This window comes from Pseudomonas sp. 6D_7.1_Bac1, assembly GCF_025465945.1.
Classification (GTDB): domain Bacteria; phylum Pseudomonadota; class Gammaproteobacteria; order Pseudomonadales; family Pseudomonadaceae; genus Aquipseudomonas.
In genome coordinates this window covers 76,230-100,661 of record NZ_JANLNW010000016.1, presented here as the reverse complement: position 1 = coordinate 100,661, position 24,432 = coordinate 76,230, and the positions used below count along the sequence as shown (strand labels likewise).

19 protein-coding genes are annotated in these 24,432 nt (G+C 58.9%); 6 read left to right on the top strand and 13 right to left on the bottom strand.

Going from position 1 to position 24,432, the window contains the following annotated elements; translation table 11 throughout:
- Window positions 1-296 precede the first annotated feature (296 nt).
- Genes nirB through cobA form a run of 4 tightly spaced genes read left to right on the top strand, consistent with a single transcriptional unit; the run spans window position 297 to window position 6,562 of the window.
- Entirely contained in the window at window positions 297-2,750 is a 2,454-nt protein-coding gene (gene nirB / locus NTD87_RS04740) for a nitrite reductase large subunit NirB (RefSeq protein WP_262112224.1), read from the top strand.
- Window positions 2,747-3,064 carry a nitrite reductase small subunit NirD gene (gene nirD / locus NTD87_RS04735; protein WP_262112222.1) on the top strand — a complete coding sequence of 106 codons (318 nt, stop codon included), beginning with the start codon at window positions 2,747-2,749 and terminating at the stop codon, window positions 3,062-3,064. The genes nirB and nirD overlap by 4 nt, the downstream gene beginning before the upstream one ends.
- On the top strand, window positions 3,064-5,781 hold the full coding sequence (locus tag NTD87_RS04730; protein ID WP_262112221.1) for a nitrate reductase: 2,718 nt from the start codon (window positions 3,064-3,066) through the stop codon (window positions 5,779-5,781). The genes nirD and NTD87_RS04730 overlap by 1 nt, the downstream gene beginning before the upstream one ends.
- 10 nt (window positions 5,782-5,791) lie before the next feature.
- Window positions 5,792-6,562: a uroporphyrinogen-III C-methyltransferase gene (cobA, locus tag NTD87_RS04725; RefSeq protein WP_262112220.1), complete on the top strand. Its 771-nt coding sequence runs from the start codon at window positions 5,792-5,794 to the stop codon at window positions 6,560-6,562.
- Window positions 6,563-6,667: 105 nt separating this feature from the next.
- Here cobA and NTD87_RS04720 read toward each other — a convergent pair whose 3' ends face one another.
- From NTD87_RS04720 to ppsA, 9 genes are all read right to left on the bottom strand, one after another.
- The gene (locus NTD87_RS04720; protein ID WP_262112218.1) at window positions 6,668-7,645 is read right to left on the bottom strand and encodes an OmpA family protein; all 978 of its coding nucleotides are present in this window, start codon (window positions 7,643-7,645) and stop codon (window positions 6,668-6,670) included.
- Between the two features lie 107 nt (window positions 7,646-7,752).
- Window positions 7,753-8,343: an RNA polymerase sigma factor SigX gene (gene sigX, locus NTD87_RS04715; protein WP_015096065.1), complete on the bottom strand. Its 591-nt coding sequence runs from the start codon at window positions 8,341-8,343 to the stop codon at window positions 7,753-7,755.
- Between the two features lie 90 nt (window positions 8,344-8,433).
- On the bottom strand, window positions 8,434-9,258 hold the full coding sequence (locus tag NTD87_RS04710) for a mechanosensitive ion channel family protein (protein ID WP_262112217.1): 825 nt from the start codon (window positions 9,256-9,258) through the stop codon (window positions 8,434-8,436).
- Window positions 9,259-9,260: 2 nt separating this feature from the next.
- Window positions 9,261-9,506 carry a CrfX protein gene (locus tag NTD87_RS04705; protein WP_262112215.1) on the bottom strand — a complete coding sequence of 82 codons (246 nt, stop codon included), beginning with the start codon at window positions 9,504-9,506 and terminating at the stop codon, window positions 9,261-9,263.
- A gap of 63 nt (window positions 9,507-9,569) precedes the next feature.
- Window positions 9,570-10,565, bottom strand: a complete 996-nt coding sequence (locus tag NTD87_RS04700) for a zinc transporter ZntB (RefSeq protein WP_262112213.1) — start codon at window positions 10,563-10,565, stop codon at window positions 9,570-9,572.
- A 39-nt stretch (window positions 10,566-10,604) separates the two neighbouring features.
- On the bottom strand, window positions 10,605-11,096 hold the full coding sequence (gene rraA, locus NTD87_RS04695) for a ribonuclease E activity regulator RraA (RefSeq protein WP_262112211.1): 492 nt from the start codon (window positions 11,094-11,096) through the stop codon (window positions 10,605-10,607).
- Window positions 11,097-11,184: 88 nt separating this feature from the next.
- Window positions 11,185-11,484, bottom strand: a complete 300-nt coding sequence (locus NTD87_RS04690; protein ID WP_262112209.1) for a Rieske (2Fe-2S) protein — start codon at window positions 11,482-11,484, stop codon at window positions 11,185-11,187.
- 100 nt (window positions 11,485-11,584) lie between these two features.
- A complete protein-coding gene (locus NTD87_RS04685; protein ID WP_262112208.1) occupies window positions 11,585-12,574 on the bottom strand; it encodes a lysophospholipase in 990 nt (329 codons plus the stop codon).
- 250 nt (window positions 12,575-12,824) lie between these two features.
- Window positions 12,825-15,200, bottom strand: coding sequence for a phosphoenolpyruvate synthase (ppsA, locus tag NTD87_RS04680; protein WP_262112207.1), 2,376 nt, complete (start codon window positions 15,198-15,200; stop codon window positions 12,825-12,827).
- A gap of 176 nt (window positions 15,201-15,376) precedes the next feature.
- Here ppsA and NTD87_RS04675 point away from each other — a divergent pair, with 176 nt between their 5' ends.
- On the top strand, window positions 15,377-16,195 hold the full coding sequence (locus NTD87_RS04675; protein WP_262112206.1) for a pyruvate, water dikinase regulatory protein: 819 nt from the start codon (window positions 15,377-15,379) through the stop codon (window positions 16,193-16,195).
- Between the two features lie 111 nt (window positions 16,196-16,306).
- Here NTD87_RS04675 and NTD87_RS04670 read toward each other — a convergent pair whose 3' ends face one another.
- Window positions 16,307-17,725: a PLP-dependent aminotransferase family protein gene (locus NTD87_RS04670; protein ID WP_262112205.1), complete on the bottom strand. Its 1,419-nt coding sequence runs from the start codon at window positions 17,723-17,725 to the stop codon at window positions 16,307-16,309.
- 144 nt (window positions 17,726-17,869) lie between these two features.
- On the opposite strand from NTD87_RS04670, the gene NTD87_RS04665 reads away from it, so the two are divergent.
- On the top strand, window positions 17,870-18,769 hold the full coding sequence (locus tag NTD87_RS04665) for a DMT family transporter (protein ID WP_262112240.1): 900 nt from the start codon (window positions 17,870-17,872) through the stop codon (window positions 18,767-18,769).
- Window positions 18,770-18,827: 58 nt separating this feature from the next.
- Here NTD87_RS04665 and prpD read toward each other — a convergent pair whose 3' ends face one another.
- The 3 genes from prpD to acnD form a co-directional block, all read right to left on the bottom strand.
- Entirely contained in the window at window positions 18,828-20,312 is a 1,485-nt protein-coding gene (prpD, locus tag NTD87_RS04660) for a 2-methylcitrate dehydratase (RefSeq protein ID WP_262112204.1), read from the bottom strand.
- Between the two features lie 216 nt (window positions 20,313-20,528).
- A complete protein-coding gene (gene prpF / locus NTD87_RS04655; protein ID WP_262112203.1) occupies window positions 20,529-21,719 on the bottom strand; it encodes a 2-methylaconitate cis-trans isomerase PrpF in 1,191 nt (396 codons plus the stop codon).
- A gap of 52 nt (window positions 21,720-21,771) precedes the next feature.
- Window positions 21,772-24,366, bottom strand: coding sequence for a Fe/S-dependent 2-methylisocitrate dehydratase AcnD (acnD, locus tag NTD87_RS04650; protein WP_262112202.1), 2,595 nt, complete (start codon window positions 24,364-24,366; stop codon window positions 21,772-21,774).
- Window positions 24,367-24,432 lie beyond the last annotated feature (66 nt).

Genomic DNA, 24,432 nt, shown 5'->3' with positions numbered 1-24,432 from the left:
ATGACTGTGCGTCACGCCTTGAATCGGTGCAAAAACGCCTGAATCACACTGACTAGCAGCGCGTAAACCCAACAAAACCGCGCCTCCCCCAACTTGGCACAACCGCTGCATTACCTTTTTCACCATACATAAAGTTCAGCCTTCAACGACGAAGGCCGGGCTTCCCGAGAGAACGGGACCAGGACAAAGGCGTCCTCGCTAGGTAACTAGCGGGACGCCTTTTTTTGTTTGCGCAAAATATGTCGAGCCAGCCTGACCGCCCTGATGAGGCAAGTCTGAGCTCCCCGGAGAACCTGATGAAAAAGCTAAAACTGGTGATGATCGGCAACGGCATGGCCGGGGTTCGCACCCTGGAAGAATTGCTCAAGCTGAGCAGCGAGCTGTACGACATCACGGTCTTCGGTGCCGAACCCCACACCAACTACAACCGCATTCTTCTCTCGCCGGTGCTGGCGGGTGAGCAGACCTTTGAAGAGATCGTGCTCAACGATCTGAGCTGGTACCTGGACAACAACATCAAACTGCTGCTCAACCGCAAAGTGGTGGAGATCGACCGGGTCAAACGCCGGGTCATCGCCGAAGACGGCAGCGAAGCCGAATACGACCGCCTGCTGATCGCCACCGGTTCAACGCCGTTCATCCTGCCGATCCCCGGCAACACCTTGCAAGGCGTGATCGGCTACCGCGACATCGCCGACACCCAGGCCATGATCGACACTGCCAAAACCCACAAACACGCGGTGGTCATCGGCGGCGGCCTGCTGGGCCTTGAAGCGGCCAATGGGCTGATGCTGCGCGGTATGCACGTGACCGTGGTGCATCTCGGCGAGTGGTTGCTGGAACGGCAACTGGACAAAACCAGCGGCCAGTTGCTGCAAACCGCCCTGGAAGGTCGCGGCCTGCACTTTCGCCTGTGCGAACAGACGCAGGCCCTGCACGACGCCGGCAATGGTCGGGTCGGGTCGGTGCAGTTCAAGAACGGTGACATCATCCCCGCTGACCTAGTGGTGATGGCCGCTGGCATTCGCCCCAACACCGAACTCGCGGAAAAATCCGGCATCCCGTGCAACCGCGGAATTCTGGTCAACGACACCCTGCAAACCTATGACCCGCGTATCTACGCCATCGGCGAATGCGCCAGTCACCGAGGTATCGCCTACGGCCTGGTGGCGCCGCTGTTCGAGCAAGCCAAGGTCTGCGCCAACCACCTGGCGCAACTGGGGTTTGCCCGCTATTCGGGCTCGGTGACCTCGACCAAATTGAAAGTCACCGGCATTGACCTGTTCTCCGCTGGCGACTTCATGGGCGGCGAAGGCACCGAGACCATCACCCTTTCCGACCCCATCGGCGGGGTCTACAAAAAACTGGTGATCAAGGATGACGTGCTGGTCGGGGCCTGTCTGTACGGCGACACGGCAGATGGTGGCTGGTATTTCCGGCAGATTCGAGAGAATCACGCCATCGGCGAGATCCGCGACCATCTGATGTTTGGCGAAAACACCATTGGTGATGTAGGCCACCAAGGCCAGGACAAAGCCATGAGCATGGCTGACAACGCCGAAGTCTGCGGCTGCAACGGCGTCTGCAAGGGCACCATCGTCAAGGCGATTCAGGAACACGGGTTATTCAGCGTCGACGAGGTCAAGAAACACACCAAAGCGGCCAGTTCCTGCGGTTCCTGTGCCGGTTTGGTGGAACAGATCCTGATCAACACCGTCGGCGGTGCGGCGGACGTCAAACCGAAAAGCGAAAAAGCCATCTGCGGTTGCAGCGACCTCAATCACGGGCAGATCCGCCAGGCGATCCGCGAAGAACATCTGCTGACGATCGCCGGAACCATGAGCTACCTGAACTGGCGCACCCCGAATGGCTGCGCCACCTGCCGTCCGGCGCTCAACTATTACCTGATTTCCACCTGGCCGGGCGAGGCCAGGGACGATCCGCAATCGCGGCTGATCAACGAACGGGCCCACGCCAACATTCAGAAAGATGGCACTTACTCGGTAGTCCCACGGATGTGGGGCGGTGTGACCAATCCTTCGGAGCTGCGGCGCATCGCCGACGTGGCAGACAAATACAACGTGCCCATGGTCAAGGTCACCGGCGGCCAGCGCATCGACTTGCTGGGGATCAAGAAGCAGGATCTGCCCGGCGTCTGGAAGGACCTCGACATGCCGTCCGGCCATGCCTACGGCAAATCGATTCGCACAGTCAAAACCTGCGTAGGCAGCGAGTTCTGCCGCTTCGGCACACAAAACTCCACGCAACTGGGCATCGAACTGGAGCATGACCTGTTCAACATGTGGTCGCCGCACAAGGTCAAGCTGGCGGTCTCTGGTTGCCCGCGCAACTGCTCGGAAGCCGGGATCAAGGACGTAGGGATCATCGGCGTCGACTCTGGCTGGGAGATGTACATCGGCGGCAACGGCGGGATCAAAACCGAAGTCGCGGAGTTCTTCGTCAAACTGAAAACTGCCGAAGAAGTGCGCGAGTACAACGGCGCCTTCCTGCAGCTGTATCGCGAAGAAGCCTTCTACCTCGAGCGCACCGTGCACTACTTGCAACGGGTCGGTATGGAACACATCAAGAAAGCCGTGCTGGAAGACCCGGAACGCCGCAAAGCCCTCAACGACCGGCTGCAATTCTCCCTGTCGTTCGAACAGGACCCGTGGAAAGCACGCCTTGAGCAGCCGCTGCTGAAGAAGGAATTCGATGTCATCCCCGTGAAAAACCTGGAGGTGTCGGCATGAACTGGCTGGATATCTGCGCACTCGAAGAAATCAACGCCCTGGGCTCGCGCATCATCAGCGGGCCAAAAGGTGACATCGCGATTTTTCGCACCAGCGACGATGAGGTTTTCGCCCTCGATGATCGCTGCCCGCACAAGGGCGGACCGCTGTCCCAAGGGCTGATCTACGGCAAACGCGTCGCCTGTCCATTGCATAACTGGCAGATCGACCTGGAGTCCGGAGAGGCCCAGGCGCCCGACGTCGGCTGCGCCCATCACCATCCGGCGCGGGTGGAGAACGGTCGGGTCATGCTGGCTGTGCGGGACGCAGGCTGATGAGCCGCCAGACGACCGCCTCGACCTGCTGTTACTGCGGGGTGGGCTGCGGCGTACTGATCGAGCATGACGGCGAGCAAATCCTCGGCGTCAGCGGCGACCCGACGCACCCGGCCAACTTCGGCAAGCTGTGCAGTAAAGGCTCGACCTTGCACCTGACCGGCAACCTCGCGGCCCGGGCGCTGTACCCGGAACTGCGCCTCGGCAAAGGCCTGGCCCGCAGCCGTACCGATTGGGGCACCGCCCTTGATCACGCCACCAGCGTTTTCGCCGAGACCATTGCCGAGCACGGCCCGGACAGTGTGGCGTTCTATATCTCCGGGCAACTGCTGACCGAGGACTACTACGCCTTCAACAAGCTGGCCCGGGCGCTGGTGGGCACCAACAACATCGACAGCAATTCACGACTCTGCATGTCGTCAGCAGTGGTCGGCTACAAGCGCAGCCTGGGCGCCGACGCTCCGCCATGCAGCTACGAAGACCTTGAGCTAAGTGATTGCGTGATGATCGTCGGCAGTAACATGGCCTACGCCCATCCGGTGCTGTTTCGTCGCCTGGAAGAAGCCAAATCCCGCCGACCACAGATGAAAGTCATCGTCATTGACCCTCGGCGTACCGATACCTGCGACCTGGCCGACCTGCATCTGGCCATACTGCCTGGAACCGATGTCGCGCTGTTCCATGGAATATTGCATCTGCTGTTATGGGAAGACTGGGTCGACCGTGAGTTCATCAAGGCTCACACCGAAGGCTTGGCCGAGCTGAAAAACCTGGCGCGCGACTACACCCCGCAAATGGTCGCGCAACTCTGCGGGATCAGCATTGAACAATTACAGCAATGCGCAGAGTGGGTTGGCACTTCGGCCAGTTTTCTGTCGCTGTGGTGCATGGGCCTCAACCAGTCCACCGCCGGCAGCGCAAAAAACAGTGCACTGATCAATTTGCACCTGGCCACCGGGCAAATCGGCCGTCCAGGTGCAGGCCCCTTCTCTCTCACCGGTCAGCCAAATGCCATGGGCGGACGCGAAACCGGCAGTTTGTCGAACTTGCTGCCAGGGCATCGCGAAGCGGCCAATGCTGAGCATCGCGCCGAAGTGGCGGCTTACTGGGGTGTCGAAAAACTGCCCGACACTACCGGGCTGACCGCCATTGAACTGTTCGAGCAGGTCCAGAGCGGAAAGATCAAAGCACTGTGGATCGCCTGCACCAACCCGGCGCAGTCGCTGCCGGATCAGCAAACCGTTCGCGCGGCATTGCAGGCCTGCCCATTCGTGGTTCTGCAAGAAGCCTTTCGCACCACCGAAACCGCCCCTTTCGCCGACCTGCTGCTGCCCGCCGCCAGTTGGGGCGAGAAGGAAGGTACGGTGACCAACTCCGAACGGCGAATTTCCCACGTCCGCCGCGCCATAACCGCCCCGGGCGAAGCGCGTCCGGACTGGGCGATTACCGTGGATTTCGCACAACGTCTGGAACGGCGCCTGCGCCCGGGAATGCCCAGCCTGTTTGCCTTCGAACAACCGGCGCAGGTCTTCGATGAATACAAACAACTGACGCGCGGACGGGATCTGGATCTCTGCGGGATCAGCCATGCGCTGCTCGACCGCCTCGGCCCCCAGCAATGGCCGTTCCCGGACGGCGCCTTGAGCGGAACCCCTCGGCTCTATGTGGACGGAGTTTTCCCCACGGCGAGTGGTCGCGCACAGTTTGTTGCCGATCCCTATCGCGCCGCCAAGGAGCAACGCGACGCACGCTTTCCGCTGACCCTGATTACCGGACGCCTGCGCGATCAATGGCACGGCATGAGCCGCACAGGCACCGCCGCGCAATTGTTCGGCCACGTCAGTGAAGCCTTGTTGAGCCTGCATCCTGATGAACTGCGTCGGTATCGCTTGCAGAGCGGTGGCCTGGTCAACCTCAAAAGCCGTCGAGGCAGCCTGATCGTCGCCGTCGACAGCGATGACAGCGTGCGCCCAGGCCAGGCGTTCCTGCCGATGCATTGGGGAGACCGCTTCCTCAAGGGCGGCGTAAATGCCGTCACGCAGCCGGCGTTCGATCCTCTGTCGAAACAACCCGAACTCAAACACAGCGGCGTGCGTATCGAACCGGTAAAGCTGCCATGGCATTTATTCGCATTGGTTGAGGGCGATGTTCAGCAGCATTTCGAGACCTTACGACCGCTCTGCGAGGACTTTGCCTACGTCAGCCTCAGTCTGACCGGCCGTGAACGTCCAGCGCTGCTGATTCGCGCTGCCAGCCCCCAGGCGCCCGATCCACAACGACTGCATGACATCGATCAACTGCTCGGACTCAACGAGGGTCCAGTCTTGGCCTACGACGATCCACGCCGCTCGATTGGCAAGCGGGTTCGCATCGAAAATGGCCGGATTACCGCCATCCGCCTGGCCGGTGAAACCCTTGCACAACACTGGCTGCAAAACCTGTGGCTGGAAGGCCGGGCCGACGAGCAGCTACGACGCTGGTTGTTGGCGCCGTTGAGCTCGCCACCCGGCAGTGCGGGCTCATCCGTCAGCGCCAACAAAACCCTGTGCAACTGCAAGAACGTCAGCGAAGGCGCTGTGTGCGCCGGTATTCGAAGTGGCCTGGATTTGCAAGGTCTGAAACAACAACTGGGTTGCGGCACGCAATGCGGCTCCTGTGTCCCGGAAATCAAGCGTCTGTTGGCGGCCAGCGTGCAGCCCATCGCAATCACGTCGTGAGGAATAGAACATGAGCGCAAAAGTCTGGTTGGTGGGTGCAGGCCCTGGTGACCCTGAATTGCTGACCCTCAAAGCCGTACGGGCGCTGAACGAAGCCGATGTGGTGCTGGTCGATGACCTGGTCAACGAAGCAGTGCTGGTGCATTGCCCGCAGGCGCGCATCATTGCGGTCGGCAAACGCGGTGGCTGCCGCTCTACTCCGCAGGCGTTCATTCATCGCTTGATGCTGCGTTACGCTCGCCAAGGCAAGTGCGTGGTGCGGCTCAAGGGCGGCGACCCGTGCATTTTCGGGCGCGGCGGTGAAGAAGCGCGGTGGCTGCGCGAGCGTGAGATTGAGGTGGAGTTGGTCAATGGCATCACTGCAGGCCTGGCCGGCGCTACGCAATGCGATATTCCCCTGACCCTGCGCGGTGTCGCTCGTGGCGTAACCCTGGTCACCGCACACACTCAGGACGACAGCGAGCTCAATTGGCGAGCCTTGGCCCAAAGCGGTACGACGCTGGTGATTTACATGGGCGTGGCGAAATTGAGCGAGATCCGCGAGCAATTGCTCGCCGGCGGGATGACAGCGGATACACCGGTGGCAATGATTGAAAACGCTTCATTGCCACACCAGCGCGAATGCCGGAGCAACCTGACAGCAATGCAGGAAGACGCCCACAACTTCCAACTGAAAAGCCCCGCCATCCTGGTGATCGGCGCGGTGGCAGCCTATGACAATGCTAAAAGATCGCAGCCTGCGGCAGCTACAGAGGAGCGCTGGAACGCTAATCTAGCGTAGGAGCTGCCGCAGGTTCGGGCCGCGTTCGGACGATCCTTTCAAAAAACCAAATCGCAGGCAAAGAAAAGCCCGGCCTAAGCCGGGCTTTTCCGAACTACACGCTAATTACTTAGCGGTAGCTTCAACCTCTGCTTCTACGCGACGGTTCATAGCGCGACCAGCTTCAGTGCTGTTGTCAGCAATTGGGCGGGACTTGCCATAACCAACCGAGTGAACGCGGTTAGCTTCAACACCATCCTTGACCAGGACTTGTTTCACAGCGTCGGCACGACGCGCGGACAGTTTCTGGTTGTAAGCGTCAGGACCGACGTTGTCGGTGTGACCTGCAACAGTGGTGGTGGTGTTCGGGTACTGCTTCATGAAGTCAGCCAGGTTCTTCACGTCGCCGTAGCTGTTTGGCTTAACAACAGCCTTGTTGAAGTCGAACTTCACGTCCAGCTGAACTTTAACAGTTTCAGCAACTGGAGCTTCTGGCGCTGGCTCTGGAGCCGGTGCTGCAGCTACTGGAGCTGGGGCAACTTTGCCACCGGTGCCACCGAAGTTAACGCCCAAGCCGATCAGAGCCTGGTAGTCCCAACGACCGCTGTCCAGCTTGTAGTCGGCTTCAACGCCAGCACGAGCGTACAAGTTGTCGGTCATGTACCACTTGGCGCCAGCACCAGTGGTCAGGTAGGTCGAACCATCACGGCCGGTGTGGCCGTCAGCAGCGACGTTGGTCATGCTACCGTGTTGAGCACCGCCTTCAACGTAAGGACGGATGGCATCGCCAACAGTACCGAAGTGGTACTGGGACTTCAGACCAAAGTGATCGCCACGGATTTTCTGGCTACCAGTGTCGGAATCAGAACGAGTGTAGTCGTCCGAACGGTAGGTGGCATTCACAGAAACGTCATCGGTCAAGAAGTAACCGATCGAGTAGCCAGGACCAGTGCGGCCGTTCTCGTAAGAGTCAATACTGTGGTTGAAAGTTTTGCCGTAGAACAGCTCACCTTCGACCGCGCCTTGGCCTTGTGCCAGAGCGCCGAACGAAGTAGCGGCAATAAGAGTACCAATGGCCAAGCCCAAGGTGTTTTTCAGTTTCATCCGTTAAATCCCCATCTGGTGATTGTAAAGCAGTCCCGCAAACCGGGGGACAACTCGGCGGCAAGTCTAACAGAACTTGCCTACACGTAAGAGATATTTGCGCCGAACTAAGTTTCGGCAATGCCCGCAAATTTCTCACGCAATTTGTCGAGAGCGCGTTTGTACCGCATTTTCGTTGCGCTCAAGCCCATGTGCATGATGTCTGCGATCTCCTGAAACTCCAGCTCTGCGACAAATCGTAGCACCAGAATTTCTCGGTCAATCGGGTTCACATACACCAACCAGCGATCAAGTCCACCCTTTTCCTCAGGTTTCGGCGTCTTTTCCTCAGACGCTTCCTCAAGGGGGTCCAGACTCAAAGCGTCCATCAAGCGACGCTTACGCCGTTCCTTCCGATACTGTGTGATGCATTCGTTGTACGTGATGCTGTAGAGCCATGTCTTGAACTTCGATTTCCCCTCGAAGTTCTTCAGGCCGTACAACACCTTCAACATCACTTCCTGACAGACATCATCTGCGTCACGATCGTTCCCAAGATACCGTGCACAAACGTTAAATAATGTTCTCTGATAACGCCGCATCAGCTCTTCGTAGGCGCGCGTCACGTGAAACAGCTCCGTGTGCGAGCGCGCGACCAACTCCTCATCAGAGAGCTCGCGGGGGTCGTAGCGCATGGATAGCGATTGGGCTTTATTCAAAACAAGTCGGGCCGACAGTCAGGTCAATGTCCGCCGCTACCCAGGGTATCGGGCATTTTGCGGCGGCATACATTAGCAGGGTTTGCCGGGTTAGCGGCTACTTACATGCTGTTCCAGGAGGATCCGATTGGAAAGTGAGACTAGCTCACCCTCATCGGTCAGCAATGTAGTTTTAACCGTGCCGATCTCTTCGATCTGACCTTCGACCTCACCAACACGCACTTGTTGCCCAACCTGATACAACTCACGCACATAGATTCCAGCAAGAATCTGGCCGGCAATGTCCCGGCTTCCCAACCCCATGGCCAAGGCTACTGCCAGACCAACGGTAATCAACACAATCACGATCACATGGTTCAGCAGGTCGGTTTTGACCTCCAGCTGACTGATCGCAACCGAAATACTGATGATGATCACCAGGCCTTGAGCGATTCGCCCCAGGCCCGATGCGTAATCAAGCCCTACACCCTCTGCGGCGCCGCGCACCAGCCCATTGGCCAATTGTGCGAGCAACACGCCCACCAGCAACACCAGCGCAGCACCGAATACTTTCGGCACATACAGCGCCAACATATCGAGCGTAGCCGAAACTCGCTCCAAGCCAAGGGATTCTGCAGCAGAAACCAGAAAAATCAGCAAAACGAACCAATAAACGATCTTGCCGATCAGGGTTGAAATCGGCACCTGCAGGCCTGCACGGGCCAGCAGCTTGGTCAAACCAGTACCGCCCATCAAGCGGTCCAGGCCCAGTTTTGCGAGTAATTTGGAGAGCAGGGTGTCGAGCAGCTTGGCCACGACAAACCCCAGTAACAGCACTACGAGTGCGCCGAACAGGTTAGGAATGAAGTTCGCTACCTTGGTCCACAACGCTGTCATTGCCGTGACGAGGCTCTGAGTCCAGAGATCAAGTTCCATATTCAATCAGCCTTATCAGCAGTGCGAGCAGTAGGTTTACGACGGGAAACCGGCGATATATGGGCCGATCCGTTATTCAGGGCGATCATCAGCGCGGGCAGCCAGCGGCCCAGCAGGCTGAACAGATCACCGGCGCCGACCTGGCGGTTGGCGGTTTTCAGTACACGCCCCAGACAGGCATCGTCGTCACGGCTGGACGGTGATGCCTTGAGCATGTCACGCAAGGACTGTTCAAACGGATCGTGCATACGCACCTCTCGTGATATCTGTGAAAGACGCGATCAAAATTCTTCGGGTCACATGGCGCTCCTTCATACCCAGCGTAAACGTCGGAACAACCACCACTGCCCCACCGCCACTGTCACCATCATCAGACAGGCAATCACGAAGCCATAAGGGTTCCCGGAAAAAGGAATTCCACCGACGTTTATGCCGAGCAAACCGGTCAGGAAACTCATCGGCAAAAAGATCCCGGTGATGATCCCGAAGCGGTACATAGTGCGATTCATGCGCACGCTCAAACGCCGATCTTCAGTCTCAAGCACCAGTCCTACGCGCTCCCGGGTCAACTCCAGCTCTTCCAGATAACGCGTCAGGCTGTTGTACAATTCGTTCCAGTAGTCGCCGTCATCGTCGACGAACCATGGCAGTTTTATCCGCGTCAGCTGACCGAAGATATCCCGCTGCGGAGCAAGGAAACGCTTGAGTCCTGCCGCTCGCCGACGGATCTGCAAAATGGCGCCATGCTCCGGAGCATACCGTTCGTCGGTATCCAGCTTTTCTTCTTCATCATCGACGATTTCGGAGAGATCGCTCACCAGATCCTGCACTTTATGGGTGAGGTACTGAGCCATATACAGGACCAGTTCCGAGGTGGTTTTCGGCCCCTTGCCCTCATTCAGTTGCACCAGCAACTCATCGGTGGCACGCAATGGCCGTAAACGCAGGGAAATGACCCGCTGAGCAGAGGCGAAGATCCGCACCGACACCATGTCTTCAGGCTCGGCTCCCGGATTGAGATTGATTCCGCGCAAAAACAGCAACAGCTCGGAGTCCGGCAGCGCCAACAGACGCGGCCGGGTGTTTTCTTCGAGCAACAGATCACAACTGAACGCACTCAGACCACTGGCTTGACGCAACCAGGTCTGGGTTTGCGGGTGACTACGGTCCCAGTGCAGCCAGAGGCTTTCATGGGCTTGCAGTTGCAGGTCATTCAGTTCAGTCCGGGCAATAGAACGCGCACCGCCTTTTCCATCCAGCACCAGGGCATGCACCAGCCCCCACTGCGCGTTTTCTTCCTCGAACATCCTCACCCCTTTCTTGAACATCGACAGCTATTCGATGTTTTATTCCGGCATTTTCAACGGACTCGGCGAGATGATCACGCCGTTATTATCCGCATAGATGTATTCACCCGGACGGAAAGTCACACCGGCGAAGGTCACTGCGACGTTCAGATCACCGATACCACGCTTGTCGGTCTTCATCGGGTGACTGGCCAGCGCCTGCACGCCCAGATCGGTTTGTGCAATGACGTCGACGTCACGGATGCAACCGTAGATCACCAGCCCTTCCCAACCGTTTTTCGCGGCTTTCTCGGCCAACATGTCGCCCAGCAGTGCACGACGCAGCGAACCACCGCCGTCGACCACCAGCACCTTGCCATTCCCTTTGAGCTCGACCTGCTCCTTGACCAGTGAGTTGTCTTCGAAGCATTTGATGGTAACGATTTCGCCGCCGAAGGAATCACGGCCACCAAAATTGCTGAACATCGGCTCCAGCACCTGCACCAGTTCCGGGTAGGCGTCGCACAGGTCGGGAGTGAGGTAATGGTTCATCGAGAAACTCCTGTAAGAGAGAGAACACAATTGTGGGCTGTCGAAAATCGCAGGGGTTGCAGTACTCAAACGAGTAGTCGCAAAAGATTTAAACATCAATCCCTATGCGATCACCCTCGTAAGCCACCCTCAGTATGCTCAAGCCAGGGCACGGTGCCTGTACCGGAACGCCGCTGGGCAACTGAAACTCGATTCCGTGGCGCTGACAACGCAGGATATTTCCCGAGAGTGTCGCGCAACTCAACGGAGCGCCTTGATGTGGACAGCTGTCTATCAGCAACAACGGCTGATTATCCAGCACCAACAACAGCAGGCTACGCCCTTCGACCTGGAACGTCCGCCGATAACCTTCATTCAGATTGATCAGACGCTCAAGAGGCACGAACATAAGGCCGACCCAGTAACCGTTTGTGACCAGAACAGCTCAATGCGTCATATCTTAGCCGTTAGCTGATCGGAGCGAAACGCTCTTGTTAGAGCATTCGCACTCAGACCGCTGTCGCCAGATCCGACTTGCCAGCCAGTAACGGCGCCTGCTGATCGGTCAGCCAGCGCTGCACCAACGGCCAGACTTCGGCTTGTGCAGCTTTGCTGACCAGCATTTCAACATGACCAAAATTGTCCGAAAAGCCCTGCTCACGCCCCAGGCAGACAAACTGCTTGTGCTCGGAGCCGATCTGATCGAACAGCTTGCGACACGCCCAATCAGGGTCCTGATGATCGCTCGTCGCGCTGACGCCCAATACCGGCACCTGAACCTCAGCCAGCCCGGCCCACCAGTCTTTCTCGGCATCGCCAAAGCGCCCGAACAAGCCGTACCAACGCATGCCTTCCAGGGCCAGGCCTATCGGCTCGTCCTCCGGACCACGCTTGAGGCGAGAGCCAGAAATCTGCGCGAAACGCTTCAGGATGAACCGCCCGCTCCATTCCACCGGGGGAATTTTCAGCGGCCAATAGGTGCGACTGACCTGCGTACCAAAAAATGCTGCGGAGGCAACCGCTGGCTCACCCAGGTACTGCCCACCCAGCGCTGCCGCCAGGGTGATGCCACCCAGTGAATGACCAATCCAGTGCGGAATCTGTCCACTTTGCTCGCGAACGAACGCGGCAATCGCGGGTAGATCGTAACGGGCGTAGTCGGCAACGCGGTTCTTTCGATAGTTCTGGTTGCGCTGAGACAAGCCGTGACCACGCATTTCCGGTATCCACACATCAAAACCGGCGCGCGCCAGGTAGGCGCCCAAGCCGAGGCCTTTGGGGGAGAACCAGAAACGCCGGTTGGAAAAACTGCCGTGAAGCAAAATCACTGGAACACCGCGCACGGCAGGCTCATCGGCTATGCCCAGGCGGGTGACCGCCAGTTCGACGGTGCCATCCGGGCTGTTGCCGGGTTTCAAGCGATAGACGTCCTCGCTCAGATCGCCGCGACGCTCGGCGCTGATCAAGGCGACAGGAAATAGGTTGCTGCTGCTTTGCATAATGCTCTTGCACAAAAAAGGGCGGGCTCCATCTGGATGCCGCCCACGTGCCCTATCTCGGCAATGACTGTTCAATTTTGACGGCGGCTTTTGCCAGCATGCTGCGTTGCCGCTCCTCGCCATAGCCAGCTATGACTCGTCGCGGCGCCTTGCCTGCCAGCAAAATCCACACGTCAAAATTGAACGCATTGCCGAGATAGGACACAGAACTCTAAAGGGCCGATCACCGATCGGCCCTTCACTCAACGACTTAGACCGCAGTCTGACCTTCAGCCAGGAAGAACCAGGTTTCCAGTACGGAATCCGGATTCAACGAAACGCTTTCGATCCCCTGTTCCATCAGCCACTTGGCCAGGTCCGGGTGGTCGGAAGGGCCCTGACCGCAAATACCGATGTATTTGCCAGCCTTGTTACAGGCCTGAATCGCGTTGGACAGCAGCTTCTTGACCGCCGGATTACGCTCGTCGAACAGGTGCGCGATGATCCCGGAGTCACGGTCCAGGCCCAGGGTCAGCTGGGTCAGGTCGTTGGAGCCGATGGAGAAACCGTCGAAGAACTCGAGGAACTCTTCAGCGAGGATCGCGTTGGACGGCAGTTCACACATCATGATGACGCGCAGACCGTTTTCGCCACGCGCCAGGCCGTTCTCGGCCAACAGGTCCACGACCTGGCTGGCTTCGCCCAGGGTACGGACGAACGGCACCATGATTTCGACGTTGGTCAGGCCCATCTCGTTGCGCACGCGTTTCAGTGCGCGGCATTCGAGCTCGAAGCAGTCACGGAACGACTCGCTGATGTAACGCGAAGCGCCACGGAAGCCCAGCATCGGGTTTTCTTCTTCCGGCTCGTAGAGCTTGCCGCCGATCAGGTTGGCGTATTCGTTGGACTTGAAGTCCGACAGACGCACGATGACCTTTTTCGGCCAGAACGCGGCGGCCAGGGTGCTGATGCCCTCGACCAGTTTCTCGACGTAGAAACCAACCGGATCGTTGTAACCGGCGATGCGCTTGTCGACGCTTTCCTTGATTTCCGACGGCAGACCGTCGTAGTTCAGCAGCGCTTTAGGGTGCACGCCGATCATGCGGTTGATGATGAACTCCAGACGGGCCAGGCCCACACCGGCGTTCGGCAGCTGCGCGAAATCGAAAGCACGATCCGGGTTACCGACGTTCATCATGATTTTGAACGGTAGTTCCGGCATGGCGTCGACGGAGTTTTTCTTGATGTCGAAGCCCAACTCGCCTTCGAAGATGAAACCGGTGTCGCCTTCAGCGCAGGAAACGGTCACGCCCTGGCCGTCTTTCAACAGCTGGGTGGCGTTACCGCAACCGACGACAGCCGGGATACCCAGTTCACGCGCAATGATCGCCGCGTGGCAGGTACGCCCGCCACGGTTGGTGACGATGGCGCTGGCGCGCTTCATGACCGGTTCCCAATCCGGGTCGGTCATGTCGGAAACCAGAACGTCGCCTGGCTGGACTTTGTCCATCTCGGAAACGTCTTTGATGATGCGCACTTTACCGGCGCCGATGCGCTGGCCAATGGCGCGACCTTCCACCAGTACGGTGCCGGTTTCTTTCAACAGGTAACGTTCCATGACATTGGCCGAGGTACGGCTCTTCACGGTTTCAGGGCGAGCCTGAACGATGTACAGCTTGCCGTCGTCGCCGTCTTTGGCCCATTCGATGTCCATCGGGCACTTGTAGTGCTTCTCGATGATCATCGCCTGTTTGGCCAGTTCGCTGACTTCAGCGTCAGTCAGGCAGAAACGCGCGCGTTCAGCCTTGTCGACATCGACGGTCTTGACCGAGCGACCGGCCTTGGCTTCGTCGCCGTAGATCATCTTGATGGCTTTGCTGCCCAGGTTACGGCGCAGGATCGCCGGACGACCGGCTGCCAGCGTGCCTTTGTGGACGTAGAACTCATCCGGGTTCACCGCGCCTTGTACGACGGTTTCGCCCAGGCCGTAGGCGCCGGTGATAAACACCACGTCACGGAAGCCGGATTCGGTATCCAGGGTGAACATCACGCCGGCAGTGCCGGTTTCCGAACGCACCATGCGCTGCACGCCAGCCGACAGGGCCACCAGCTTGTGGTCGAAGCCCTGATGCACACGGTAGGAAATGGCGCGGTCGTTGAACAGGGAAGCAAACACTTCCTTGGCGGCGCGAATGACGTTTTCGACGCCACGGATGTTCAGGAAGGTTTCCTGTTGGCCGGCGAAGGAAGCGTCCGGCAAGTCTTCGGCAGTCGCCGAAGAGCGCACGGCCACGGCCATGTCCGGGTTACCGGCCGACAGCGTGGCGAACGCGGTGCGGATCTCGGCGTTGAGCTTCTCCGGGAACTCGGCTTCCATGATCCATTGACGGATTTGCGCACCGGTTTTCGCCAGGGCATTTACGTCGTCGACGTCCAGCGCATCGAGCGCGGCGTGGATCTGGTCGTTCAGACCACTTAATTCGAGAAAATCACGATAAGCCTGAGCCGTCGTGGCGAAGCCACCTGGGACCGATACACCGGCGCCCGCAAGATTACTGATCATCTCGCCCAGGGATGCGTTCTTGCCCCCCACATGCTCTACATCGTGGACGCCGAGCTTATCGAGGGAAACTACGTACTCTACCAAGGTGATCTCTCCACTAACTGTGTTGGAAAAGCTCAGGGCGCTGGCGGCTCATCAGGAGCATTTGCCAGCGATATGGCCTGGACCTGGAAAATAAGTGAGAATGCGGGCCAATCCAGGCCGGCAAATCGCGCCTATCATATCCAAGAATCGTCACCAGCTTAAGGCCCAAGGCGCAAATGAAACGATCTGCTTTCTTTATCTCCGATGGCACGGGCATTACAGCCGAAACCCTGGGTCAAAGCCTGTTGGCGCAGTTCGAAAACATTACCTTCAGCAAAGCTATTCGACCGTACATCGACAGCGTGGATAAAGCGCGGGCCATGGTACAACAAATCAATATGGCCGCCGAAAAGGACGGATTTCGTCCGATCATCTTCGACACGATCGTCAACCAGGATATTCGTGAGATTCTCGCGACCTCCAATGGTTTCATGATCGACATCTTCTCGACCTTCCTCGCGCCGCTCGAGCAGGAGTTGAGCGAGCACTCGTCGTATTCGGTCGGCAAGTCGCATTCCATTGGCCACAACTCCAATTACATGGAGCGTATCGAGGCGGTGAACTTCGCCCTCGACAACGACGATGGCGCCCGTACCCACTATTACGACAAGGCTGACCTGATCCTGGTCGGCGTGTCGCGCTGCGGCAAAACCCCGACCTGCCTGTACATGGCCATGCAATTCGGTATTCGCGCGGCCAACTACCCGCTGACCGAAGACGACATGGAACGCCTGCAACTGCCAGCGGCATTGCGCGCCCATCAGCACAAGCTGTTCGGCCTGACCATCGACCCGGACCGCCTCACCGCGATCCGCAACGAGCGCAAGCCCAATAGCCGCTATTCGAGCTACGCCCAGTGCGAGTTCGAAGTGCGCGAAGTCGAGAACCTGTTCCGCCGCGAAAACATCGCGCACATCAACTCCACGCATTTTTCCGTGGAAGAGATTTCGGCGAAGATTCTGGTGGAGAAAGGTGTGGAGCGGCGGTTCAAGTAGTTTTTTGGCGCCTGTTACACCGCTTTCGCGAGCAAGCCCGCTCCCACATTTGACCGCGACCTCAAGGTAGATACGGTCCAGTGTGGGAGCGAGCCTGCTCGCGATGAACGATTACGCGGTTTCTGCGCCCTGCTCCAACGCCTTCGCCACCGCCTCAAACCCCGCCAGTAACAACCGATCATCCCCAGACGCATTGCAAACACTCACCCGAATGAACTGCGGCACGGTCACATGTCCGACAGCGAACGCTTCGGCAGTAGCGATCAGGTAACCGTTCTGTTTGAGCTCAGCCTCGATCTGCGACGCACGCCAGGGCTCGGGCACTTCGATCCAGAAATGAGGACTGTGAGAGTGGGTTTTGTACGCAAGCCCGTTGAGCAACCCGGCGACCAAGGCTTTGCGGCGACTGATTTCTACTATTTGTTGCCCCAGCAACTGCTCGGCGACACCGCGTTCAATCCATGAAGTAGCCAGCTCCAGTGTCAACGGCGTGGCCATCCAGCACGTCCCCCGCACCGCCGCCGACACGCGACTGATCAAGGGTTGCGGCGCATGCAGATAACCGACGCGCAATCCGGCCGAGACTGCCTTGCTCAAGCTGCCAATCAGAATCGTGCGCTCCGGGGCGAAAAAGCTCAGGGGTAACGGACGCTCTTGCGCCAGCACGGCATGGGCTTCGTCCTCCAGGATCAGCAGATTGTGCTCTCGACAGACCTCAGCGATAGCCTCGCGCCGCGCCACAGACATCACCGCCGCCGTGGGATTCTGGATCGTCGGCGTGCAATACAGCGCAGTCACCCGGTGATTGCGGCAGGCCTCATCCAGCATGGATGGCAACAATCCTTCGTCATCCATCCCCAGACCCATGAGTTTTATCCCGAGCATGCGTGCGACGCTGATCAGCCCCGGATACGTCAAATGCTCGGTCACCAGCGTGTCGCCCGCCTTGAGCAATGCCATCAGCGCGCATAGCAGCCCGTGCTGGCCGCCATTAACGCAAATCACCTGCTCCGCACTCGCAATAAACTCCTTGTGGCTGAGCCAATGTGCGCCAGCAGACCGATAACGCAGCAACCCGGCATCGACGGTATACCCACTGATCCCCTGCAATGTCTCGGCATCGCAGGCCAATGCCTGCAAGCTTTGACTGAGAAACAGCGCCGCCTGCCCGGGAATCGGCTGGTTGCGGCTCATGTCAAAGCACTGCTGTGGTCCTTCGCTGACGTTACGAAAACCACCGTCGCGCGGACGTTCCATCCCGCGCCGACGCACATAAGTGCCATCTCCTACGCGAGCAACCACCAGGCCCACGCGCTCCAACTCGGAGTAAGCACGACTGATGGTCCCAACGGTTAAGCCCAGGCTGTCAGACAACAACCGATGGGGCGGCAACTTGCAGCCGGGCTCGATCAACCCCTCATGAATGCCCTTTTCGATGGCCTCTGCCAGACGCTTGTACTTCACGCCAAGACCGTCCGCGAGCCCGGCACGCATGATTGACACCATAGCAATACTTACTTTGACAGCCATTATCTTCCCTAATAGCGTGCTGGAAACAGGTTCAATCAGGGATAGACCTTTTCCATGGACAGGTCAATTTCCTCTCACGAAAGGAACTCGGCCATGCCCATGTCCGTTGCCATCGATGCCACGCAAAAGAACCAAAAAACCTGGCTGGCAGGCCTGATCACCAGCGCACTGTTTCTCATCGTTTGCCTGAGTTGGGGCACCACGTGGCTGGGAATCAGGATTGCGGTCGAAAGCGTGCCGCCCCTGACCGCTGCGGGTCTGCGCTTTCTGATTGCTTTTCCACTGTTCCTGACGTTCGCGAAGCTACGCCGGGAGCCGTTGTTGTTTCCCAGGGAAAGCCGCTGGTTTTTTGCATTCGTCACGCTGTCATACTTCAGCCTGCCCTACTACCTGCTGAACTACGGCGAGATGCACGTTTCATCCGGCCTGACCGCTCTGCTGTTCAGCTGCATGCCGGTGTTCATCCTGATTTTTTCTGCGGTGTTTCTGCGGGAAAAAATCTACACCTCTCAGGTGCTCGGTATCGCAATCGGTTTTGGCAGCCTGTTCATGATTATCCGTAGCCAAGGGCTGCATCTGGATCACGCGGAATTGTTCGGGGTGCTGGCGATTCTTGCGGCCGCGATCCTGCATGCGCTGTGTTACGTGGTGACCAAGAAACAAGGCAGCGCCATCAGTGTCATCACCTACAACACCCTGCCCATTGGCCTCGCCGGACTGATGTTGTTCGTGGCCGGGCTGCGCTTCGAAGCACCGACTTTCAGTGACATAACGCTGCGCTCCTGGAGCGCCCTGCTCTACCTCGGACTGGTCGCCTCGGTCGGCGGTTTTATCGTGTATTTCATGCTGCTCAAACGTCTGAGCCCGATCATTCTGTCCTTCGTCTTCATCATCTTCCCGGTGTTCGCCGTGGTCATCGGTTCCTGGTACGAAGGTTTGGCGATTTCCTCGGAGTTGATGCTCTATTCATCGGTGCTGTTGACAGGATTTGCAATTACCAAGCTTCCCGTTGAAAAGCTGTTGGCCAAACGTTCGAAAACCTGACTACCCACCTGCGCAAAAGCCCGCTTTCGCTGGCTTTTTTTGGCAGGCAATCGCTGTCTCAGATCACGAACAAATCGACAAAGCGGTTCACCGGCGTTGCCTCAAGTTTTGCCTGATCCTTGCACAGGGCAAAGATTTGTGCCGAGCGTTGCGCAGTGAAACGGGTCGCCAGATTGGCCTTGAATTTGTCCTCCAGCAAGGGAATGCCTTCGGCACGACGACGGCGATGGCCAATCGGGTATTCGACCACGACCTGCTCGGTGCTTGAGCCATCCTTGAAGAACACTTGCAGGGCATTGGCGATAGAGCGTTTGTCGGCCTCCAGGTACTCGCGGGTGTAGCGTGGCTCTTCGACAACGACCATCTTCTCGCGCAGCACGTCAATGATCGGGTGCGCGGCGTGGAACTCGTCTTCGTACTGTTCAGCCACCAGATTGCCGAAGGCCAGAGGCACGGCAGTCATGTACTGGATGCAGTGATCGCGGTCCGCGGCGTTGGCCAGTTGACCGACCTTGGAAATGATGCGAATCGCCGACTCGTGGGTGGTGATGACGATCTTGTCGATTTCATGCAGACGATTCCTCACCTGCGGGTGCAAGGTTACCGCAGCTTCGCAGGCGGTTTGCGCGTGGAACTCGGCCGGGAAGCTGATCTTGAACAGCACGTTTTCCATCACATAGGTGCCGTATTTTTGCGAAAGGCTGAACTCGCGCTTGTCCTCAGGCTTGAGCGCCAAGTCCTTGTTGGTATGACTGAACAGCACGTCGTAGAAGCCCCACTGCTTTGCCGTCAGCACGCCCGGAATGCCCATCTCGCCACGCATGGCGATGTCCGCCAGCCGCACGCCACGACTAGAGGCGTCACCTGCCGCCCAGGACTTGCGCGAACCGGCGTTCGGCGCGTGACGGTAGGTGCGCAATGCCTGGCCATCGACAAACGCGTGGGACAGCGCCGCCAACAGTTGCTCGCGATTTGCGCCCATCAGTTTCGCGGTCACCGCCGTCGAGGCGACTTTAACCAGCAGCACATGGTCCAGGCCAACCCGGTTGAAGGAGTTTTCCAGGGCGATCACCCCCTGAATCTCGTGAGCCATGATCATCGCGTCCAGCACCACTCGCACGGTCAGCGGTGCATCGCCATTGGTCACGCGTTTCTGCGACAGGTGATCGGCAACCGCGAGTATTGCGCCAAGGTTGTCGGACGGATGGCCCCACTCGGCGGCCAGCCAGGTGTCGTTGTAGTCGAGCCAGCGGACGATACAGCCGATGTCCCACGCAGCTTTGACCGGATCGAGACGAAAGCTGGTGCCTGGAACACGTGCGCCAAAGGGCACGACTGTGCCTTCGACGATCGGCCCCAGGTGCTTGGTGCATTCGGGAAAACGTAGCGCCAACAGGCCGCAACCCAGGGTGTCCATCAAGCAATTTCGAGCCGTATCCAGGGCCTCCTGGGACTCGATCTTGAAGTTCAGTACGTAGTCGGCAATGTCCTTAAGGACCGTGTCGTAATCGGGGCGGTTGTTCAGGTCAACGTTGGCGCTCATGTTCGATTCACTCTGCAAGTGGTTCGTTGATGGGACCTCGGTTCAGGAGCAATCTCAGTCGGTTACTACTTTCTTATTATTGAAATGCAATGAACTGTGGGAGCAGCCGGGCGGCGCTCCGTATGCTCGCGATGGGGTCGACACAGTCAACATTGATGTCGCCTGACACAACGCTATCGCGAGCAGGCTCGCTCCCACATTGGTTCGGTGTCGGGATCAGAACGCGTCGCCCGGCACCCGTACCCAGCCTTCCATCAACACCCGCGCACTGCGGCTCATGATGGCTTTGGTCACGGTCCATTCGCCGTCGACCAGATGAGCTTCAGCGCCAACGCGCAAGGTGCCCGACGGATGCCCGAAACGCACGGCGTTGCGCGGGTTGCCACCGGCAGCGAGGTTGACCAGCGTGCCGTCAATCGCCGCAGCGGTGCCGATGGCTACGGCAGCCGTGCCCATCATCGCGTGGTGCAGCTTGCCCATGGACAGCGCCCGGACCAGCAGATCGACATCGCTCGCGGCCACCGGTTTACCGCTGGACGCGAGGTAATCGGCAGGCCGTGCGACGAACGCAACCTTGGGCGTGTGCTGACGTTTGGCGGCGTCATCGAGGTTCGAAATCAACCCCATGCGAAGTGCGCCGTGAGCACGAATGGTCTCGAACATCGCCAGCGCTTTCGGGTCGCCATTGATGTCGCCCTGCAACTCGGTGCCGATGTAGCCGATGGCATGCGCGTTGAGGAAAATGGTCGGAATGCCGGCGTTGATCATGGTCACCTTGAGGGTGCCAAGGCCGGGCACTTCCAGGTCATCGACCAGATTGCCGGTGGGGAACATCGAACCACCCGCGCCCTCTTCCTCGGCCGCCGGGCTCATGAATTCGAGCTGCACTTCGGCGGCCGGAAAGGTCACGCCGTCGAGTTCGAAATCACCGGTTTCCTGCACCGCGCCATCAGTGATTGGCACGTGGGCGATGATGGTCTTGCCAATGTTGGCCTGCCAGATGCGCACCACCGCCACACCGTTGTGCGGAACGCGACTGGCATCTACCAGACCGCTGCTGATGGCGAACGAACCAACCGCTGCCGAGAGGTTGCCGCAGTTGCCGCTCCAGTCGACAAAAGGCTTGTCGATGGAGACCTGACCGAACAGGTAATCGACGTCGTGATCGGCCTTGATGCTCTTGGACACGATCACCGTTTTGCTGGTGCTGGAGGTCGCCGCGCCCATGCCGTCGATTTGCTTCTCATACGGGTCAGGGCTGCCAATTACCCGCAACAACAGCGCATCGCGGGACGGGCCCGGAACCTGTGCCGATTCAGGCAAATCCTGCAGGCTGAAGAACACGCCTTTGCTGGTGCCGCCCCGCATGTAGGTGGCGGGAATCTTGATCTGAGGTACGTGGGCCATGTGGGTCCTTATAGGCCAGCGCGGGACTTAAAATCCCGCGCGGCTCGTCGTATTAAACGGCAACAGCCGATTCAAGGAAGTCCTGGGCGAAACGCTGCAACACGCCACCGGCTTCGTAGATCGAGACTTCTTCAGCGGTGTCGAGGCGGCAAGTGACCGGCACCGAAACTTGTTCACCGTTCTTGCGGGTGATAACCAGGGTCAGTGTGGCGCGCGGAGTGCGCTCGCCGATCACGTCGAAGGTTTCAGTACCGTCGATGCCCAGCGTCTTGCGGTCGGTGCCCGGCTTGAACTCCAGCGGCAACACGCCCATGCCCACCAGGTTGGTACGGTGGATGCGCTCGAAACCTTCGGCAGCGATGGCTTCGACGCCAGCCAGACGCACGCCCTTGGCGGCCCAGTCGCGGGACGAACCCTGACCGTAGTCAGCACCCGCGATGATGATCAGCGGCTGCTTGCGCTCCATGTAGGTTTCGATGGCTTCCCACATGCGCATGACCTGGCCTTCCGGCTCGACCCGCGCCAGAGAACCCTGCTTGACCTTGCCGTTTTCCTTAACCATTTCGTTGAACAGTTTCGGGTTGGCGAAGGTCGCACGTTGCGCGGTCAAATGGTCGCCGCGATGCGTCGCGTAAGAGTTGAAGTCCTCTTCCGGCAGGCCCATTTTCGCCAGGTACTCACCCGCCGCGCTGTCGAGCATGATGGCGTTGGACGGCGACAGGTGATCGGTGGTGATGTTGTCCGGCAGCACTGCCAGCGGGCGCATGCCCTTGAGCGGACGCGCCCCGGCCAGTGCGCCTTCCCAGTACGGCGGACGGCGGATGTAGGTGCTCATCTCGCGCCAGTCGTACAGCGGCGTAACTTTCGGGCCGGTGTCTTCGTGGATCGCGAACATCGGAATGTAGACCTGGCGGAACTGCTCCGGTTTGACCGACGCCTTGACCACTGCGTCGATTTCTTCGTCGCTCGGCCAGATGTCCTTCAGGCGGATTTCCTTGCCCTCGGCGGTCAGGCCCAACACGTCTTTTTCGATGTCGAAACGGATGGTCCCGGCGATGGCGTAAGCCACCACCAATGGTGGCGATGCGAGGAATGCTTGCTTGGCGTACGGGTGGATACGTCCGTCGAAGTTGCGGTTACCCGACAACACGGCGGTGGCGTACAAATCACGGTCGATGATCTCCTGCTGGATCACCGGGTCCAGTGCACCGGACATGCCGTTGCAGGTGGTGCACGCGAACGCCACCACGCCGAAGCCGAGTTGCTCCAGTTCGGTGGTCAGACCAGCTTCATCCAGGTACAGCGCTACGGTCTTGGAACCTGGAGCCAGGGACGACTTGACCCACGGCTTGCGGGTCAGCCCCAGCTTGTTGGCGTTGCGCGCCAGCAGGCCGGCGGCGATGACGTTGCGCGGGTTGCTGGTGTTGGTGCAACTGGTGATGGCGGCAATGATCACCGCGCCATCCGGCATCTGGCCAGGAACATCGTCCCACTGGCCAGAGATGCCTTGAGCAGCGAGATCAGAGGTGGCGACACGGGCGTGCGGGTTGCTCGGACCTGCCATATTGCGCACTACTGAAGACAGATTGAAGCTCAGCCCACGCTCGTATTGCGCGCCCTTCAGGCTGTCGGCCCAGAGACCGGTCTGCCGAGCGTAGTTCTCCACCAACTGCACCTGCTCATCTTCACGGCCGGTCAGTTTCAGGTAGTCGATGGTTTGCTGGTCGATGTAGAACATCGCCGCGGTGGCGCCGTATTCCGGAGCCATGTTGGAAATGGTTGCGCGGTCGCCCAGGGTCAACTTTGATGCCCCTTCACCGAAGAACTCCAGCCACGCGCCGACCACTTTTTGCTGGCGCAGGAACTCGGTCAGCGCCAGCACCATGTCGGTGGCGGTGATGCCGGGCTGCAATTTGCCGGTCAGTTCGACGCCAACGCTTTCCGGCAAGCGCATCCAGGACGCACGGCCGAGCATGACGCTTTCAGCTTCCAGACCGCCAACACCGATGGCGATCACGCCCAGCGCATCGACGTGCGGAGTGTGACTGTCGGTACCCACGCAGGTATCGGGGAAGGCCACGCCATCACGCACCTGAATCACCGGAGACATTTTCTCCAGGTTGATCTGGTGCATGATGCCGTTGCCCGGCGGGATCACGTCGACGTTCTTGAACGCCTTCTTGGTCCAGTTGATGAAGTGGAAACGGTCTTCGTTGCGACGGTCTTCGATAGCACGGTTCTTTTCGAACGCCTCCGGATCGAAGCCACCGCGTTCGACAGCCAGGGAGTGGTCGACGATCAGTTGCGTCGGCACCACCGGGTTGACTTGCGCAGGATCGCCGCCTTGCAGGGCGATAGCATCGCGCAGGCCGGCGAGGTCCACCAATGCGGTCTGACCCAGAATGTCGTGGCACACCACACGGGCCGGGAACCACGGAAAGTCGAGGTCGCGCTTGCGCTCGATAAACTGCTTCAGGGATTCGGTGAGCGTGGCCGGGTCGCAGCGACGCACGAGGTTTTCCGCCAACACGCGGGAGGTGTACGGCAGGGTGTCATAGGCGCCGGGCGCGATAGCCTCGACTGCCGCGCGGGTGTCGTAGTAATCCAGGTGGCTGCCGGGCAGTGGTTTGCGAAATTCTGTGTTCATCGTCAGGACTCGGTCACGGTGATTACATAGGAGGCGCCTGGCACAGGACTTGAACTGAACACAATC

What these genes read in the sequence shown, in the direction of transcription:
- NTD87_RS04685 (WP_262112208.1), bottom strand. Translation starts at nt 12,574, where the DNA reads ATGCAAAGCAGCAGCAACCTATTTCCTGTCGCCTTGATCAGCGCCGAG.
- prpF (WP_262112203.1), bottom strand. Translation starts at nt 21,719, where the DNA reads ATGGCCCACGTACCTCAGATCAAGATTCCCGCCACCTACATGCGGGGC.
- NTD87_RS04690 (WP_262112209.1), bottom strand. Translation starts at nt 11,484, where the DNA reads ATGTTCGTGCCTCTTGAGCGTCTGATCAATCTGAATGAAGGTTATCGG.
- rraA (WP_262112211.1), bottom strand. Translation starts at nt 11,096, where the DNA reads ATGAACCATTACCTCACTCCCGACCTGTGCGACGCCTACCCGGAACTG.
- nirD (WP_262112222.1), top strand. Translation starts at nt 2,747, where the DNA reads ATGAACTGGCTGGATATCTGCGCACTCGAAGAAATCAACGCCCTGGGC.
- prpD (WP_262112204.1), bottom strand. Translation starts at nt 20,312, where the DNA reads ATGAGCGCCAACGTTGACCTGAACAACCGCCCCGATTACGACACGGTC.
- NTD87_RS04710 (WP_262112217.1), bottom strand. Translation starts at nt 9,258, where the DNA reads ATGGAACTTGATCTCTGGACTCAGAGCCTCGTCACGGCAATGACAGCG.
- NTD87_RS04705 (WP_262112215.1), bottom strand. Translation starts at nt 9,506, where the DNA reads ATGCACGATCCGTTTGAACAGTCCTTGCGTGACATGCTCAAGGCATCA.
- NTD87_RS04700 (WP_262112213.1), bottom strand. Translation starts at nt 10,565, where the DNA reads ATGTTCGAGGAAGAAAACGCGCAGTGGGGGCTGGTGCATGCCCTGGTG.
- NTD87_RS04675 (WP_262112206.1), top strand. Translation starts at nt 15,377, where the DNA reads ATGAAACGATCTGCTTTCTTTATCTCCGATGGCACGGGCATTACAGCC.
- acnD (WP_262112202.1), bottom strand. Translation starts at nt 24,366, where the DNA reads ATGAACACAGAATTTCGCAAACCACTGCCCGGCAGCCACCTGGATTAC.
- NTD87_RS04720 (WP_262112218.1), bottom strand. Translation starts at nt 7,645, where the DNA reads ATGAAACTGAAAAACACCTTGGGCTTGGCCATTGGTACTCTTATTGCC.
- NTD87_RS04730 (WP_262112221.1), top strand. Translation starts at nt 3,064, where the DNA reads ATGAGCCGCCAGACGACCGCCTCGACCTGCTGTTACTGCGGGGTGGGC.
- NTD87_RS04670 (WP_262112205.1), bottom strand. Translation starts at nt 17,725, where the DNA reads ATGGCTGTCAAAGTAAGTATTGCTATGGTGTCAATCATGCGTGCCGGG.
- nirB (WP_262112224.1), top strand. Translation starts at nt 297, where the DNA reads ATGAAAAAGCTAAAACTGGTGATGATCGGCAACGGCATGGCCGGGGTT.
- cobA (WP_262112220.1), top strand. Translation starts at nt 5,792, where the DNA reads ATGAGCGCAAAAGTCTGGTTGGTGGGTGCAGGCCCTGGTGACCCTGAA.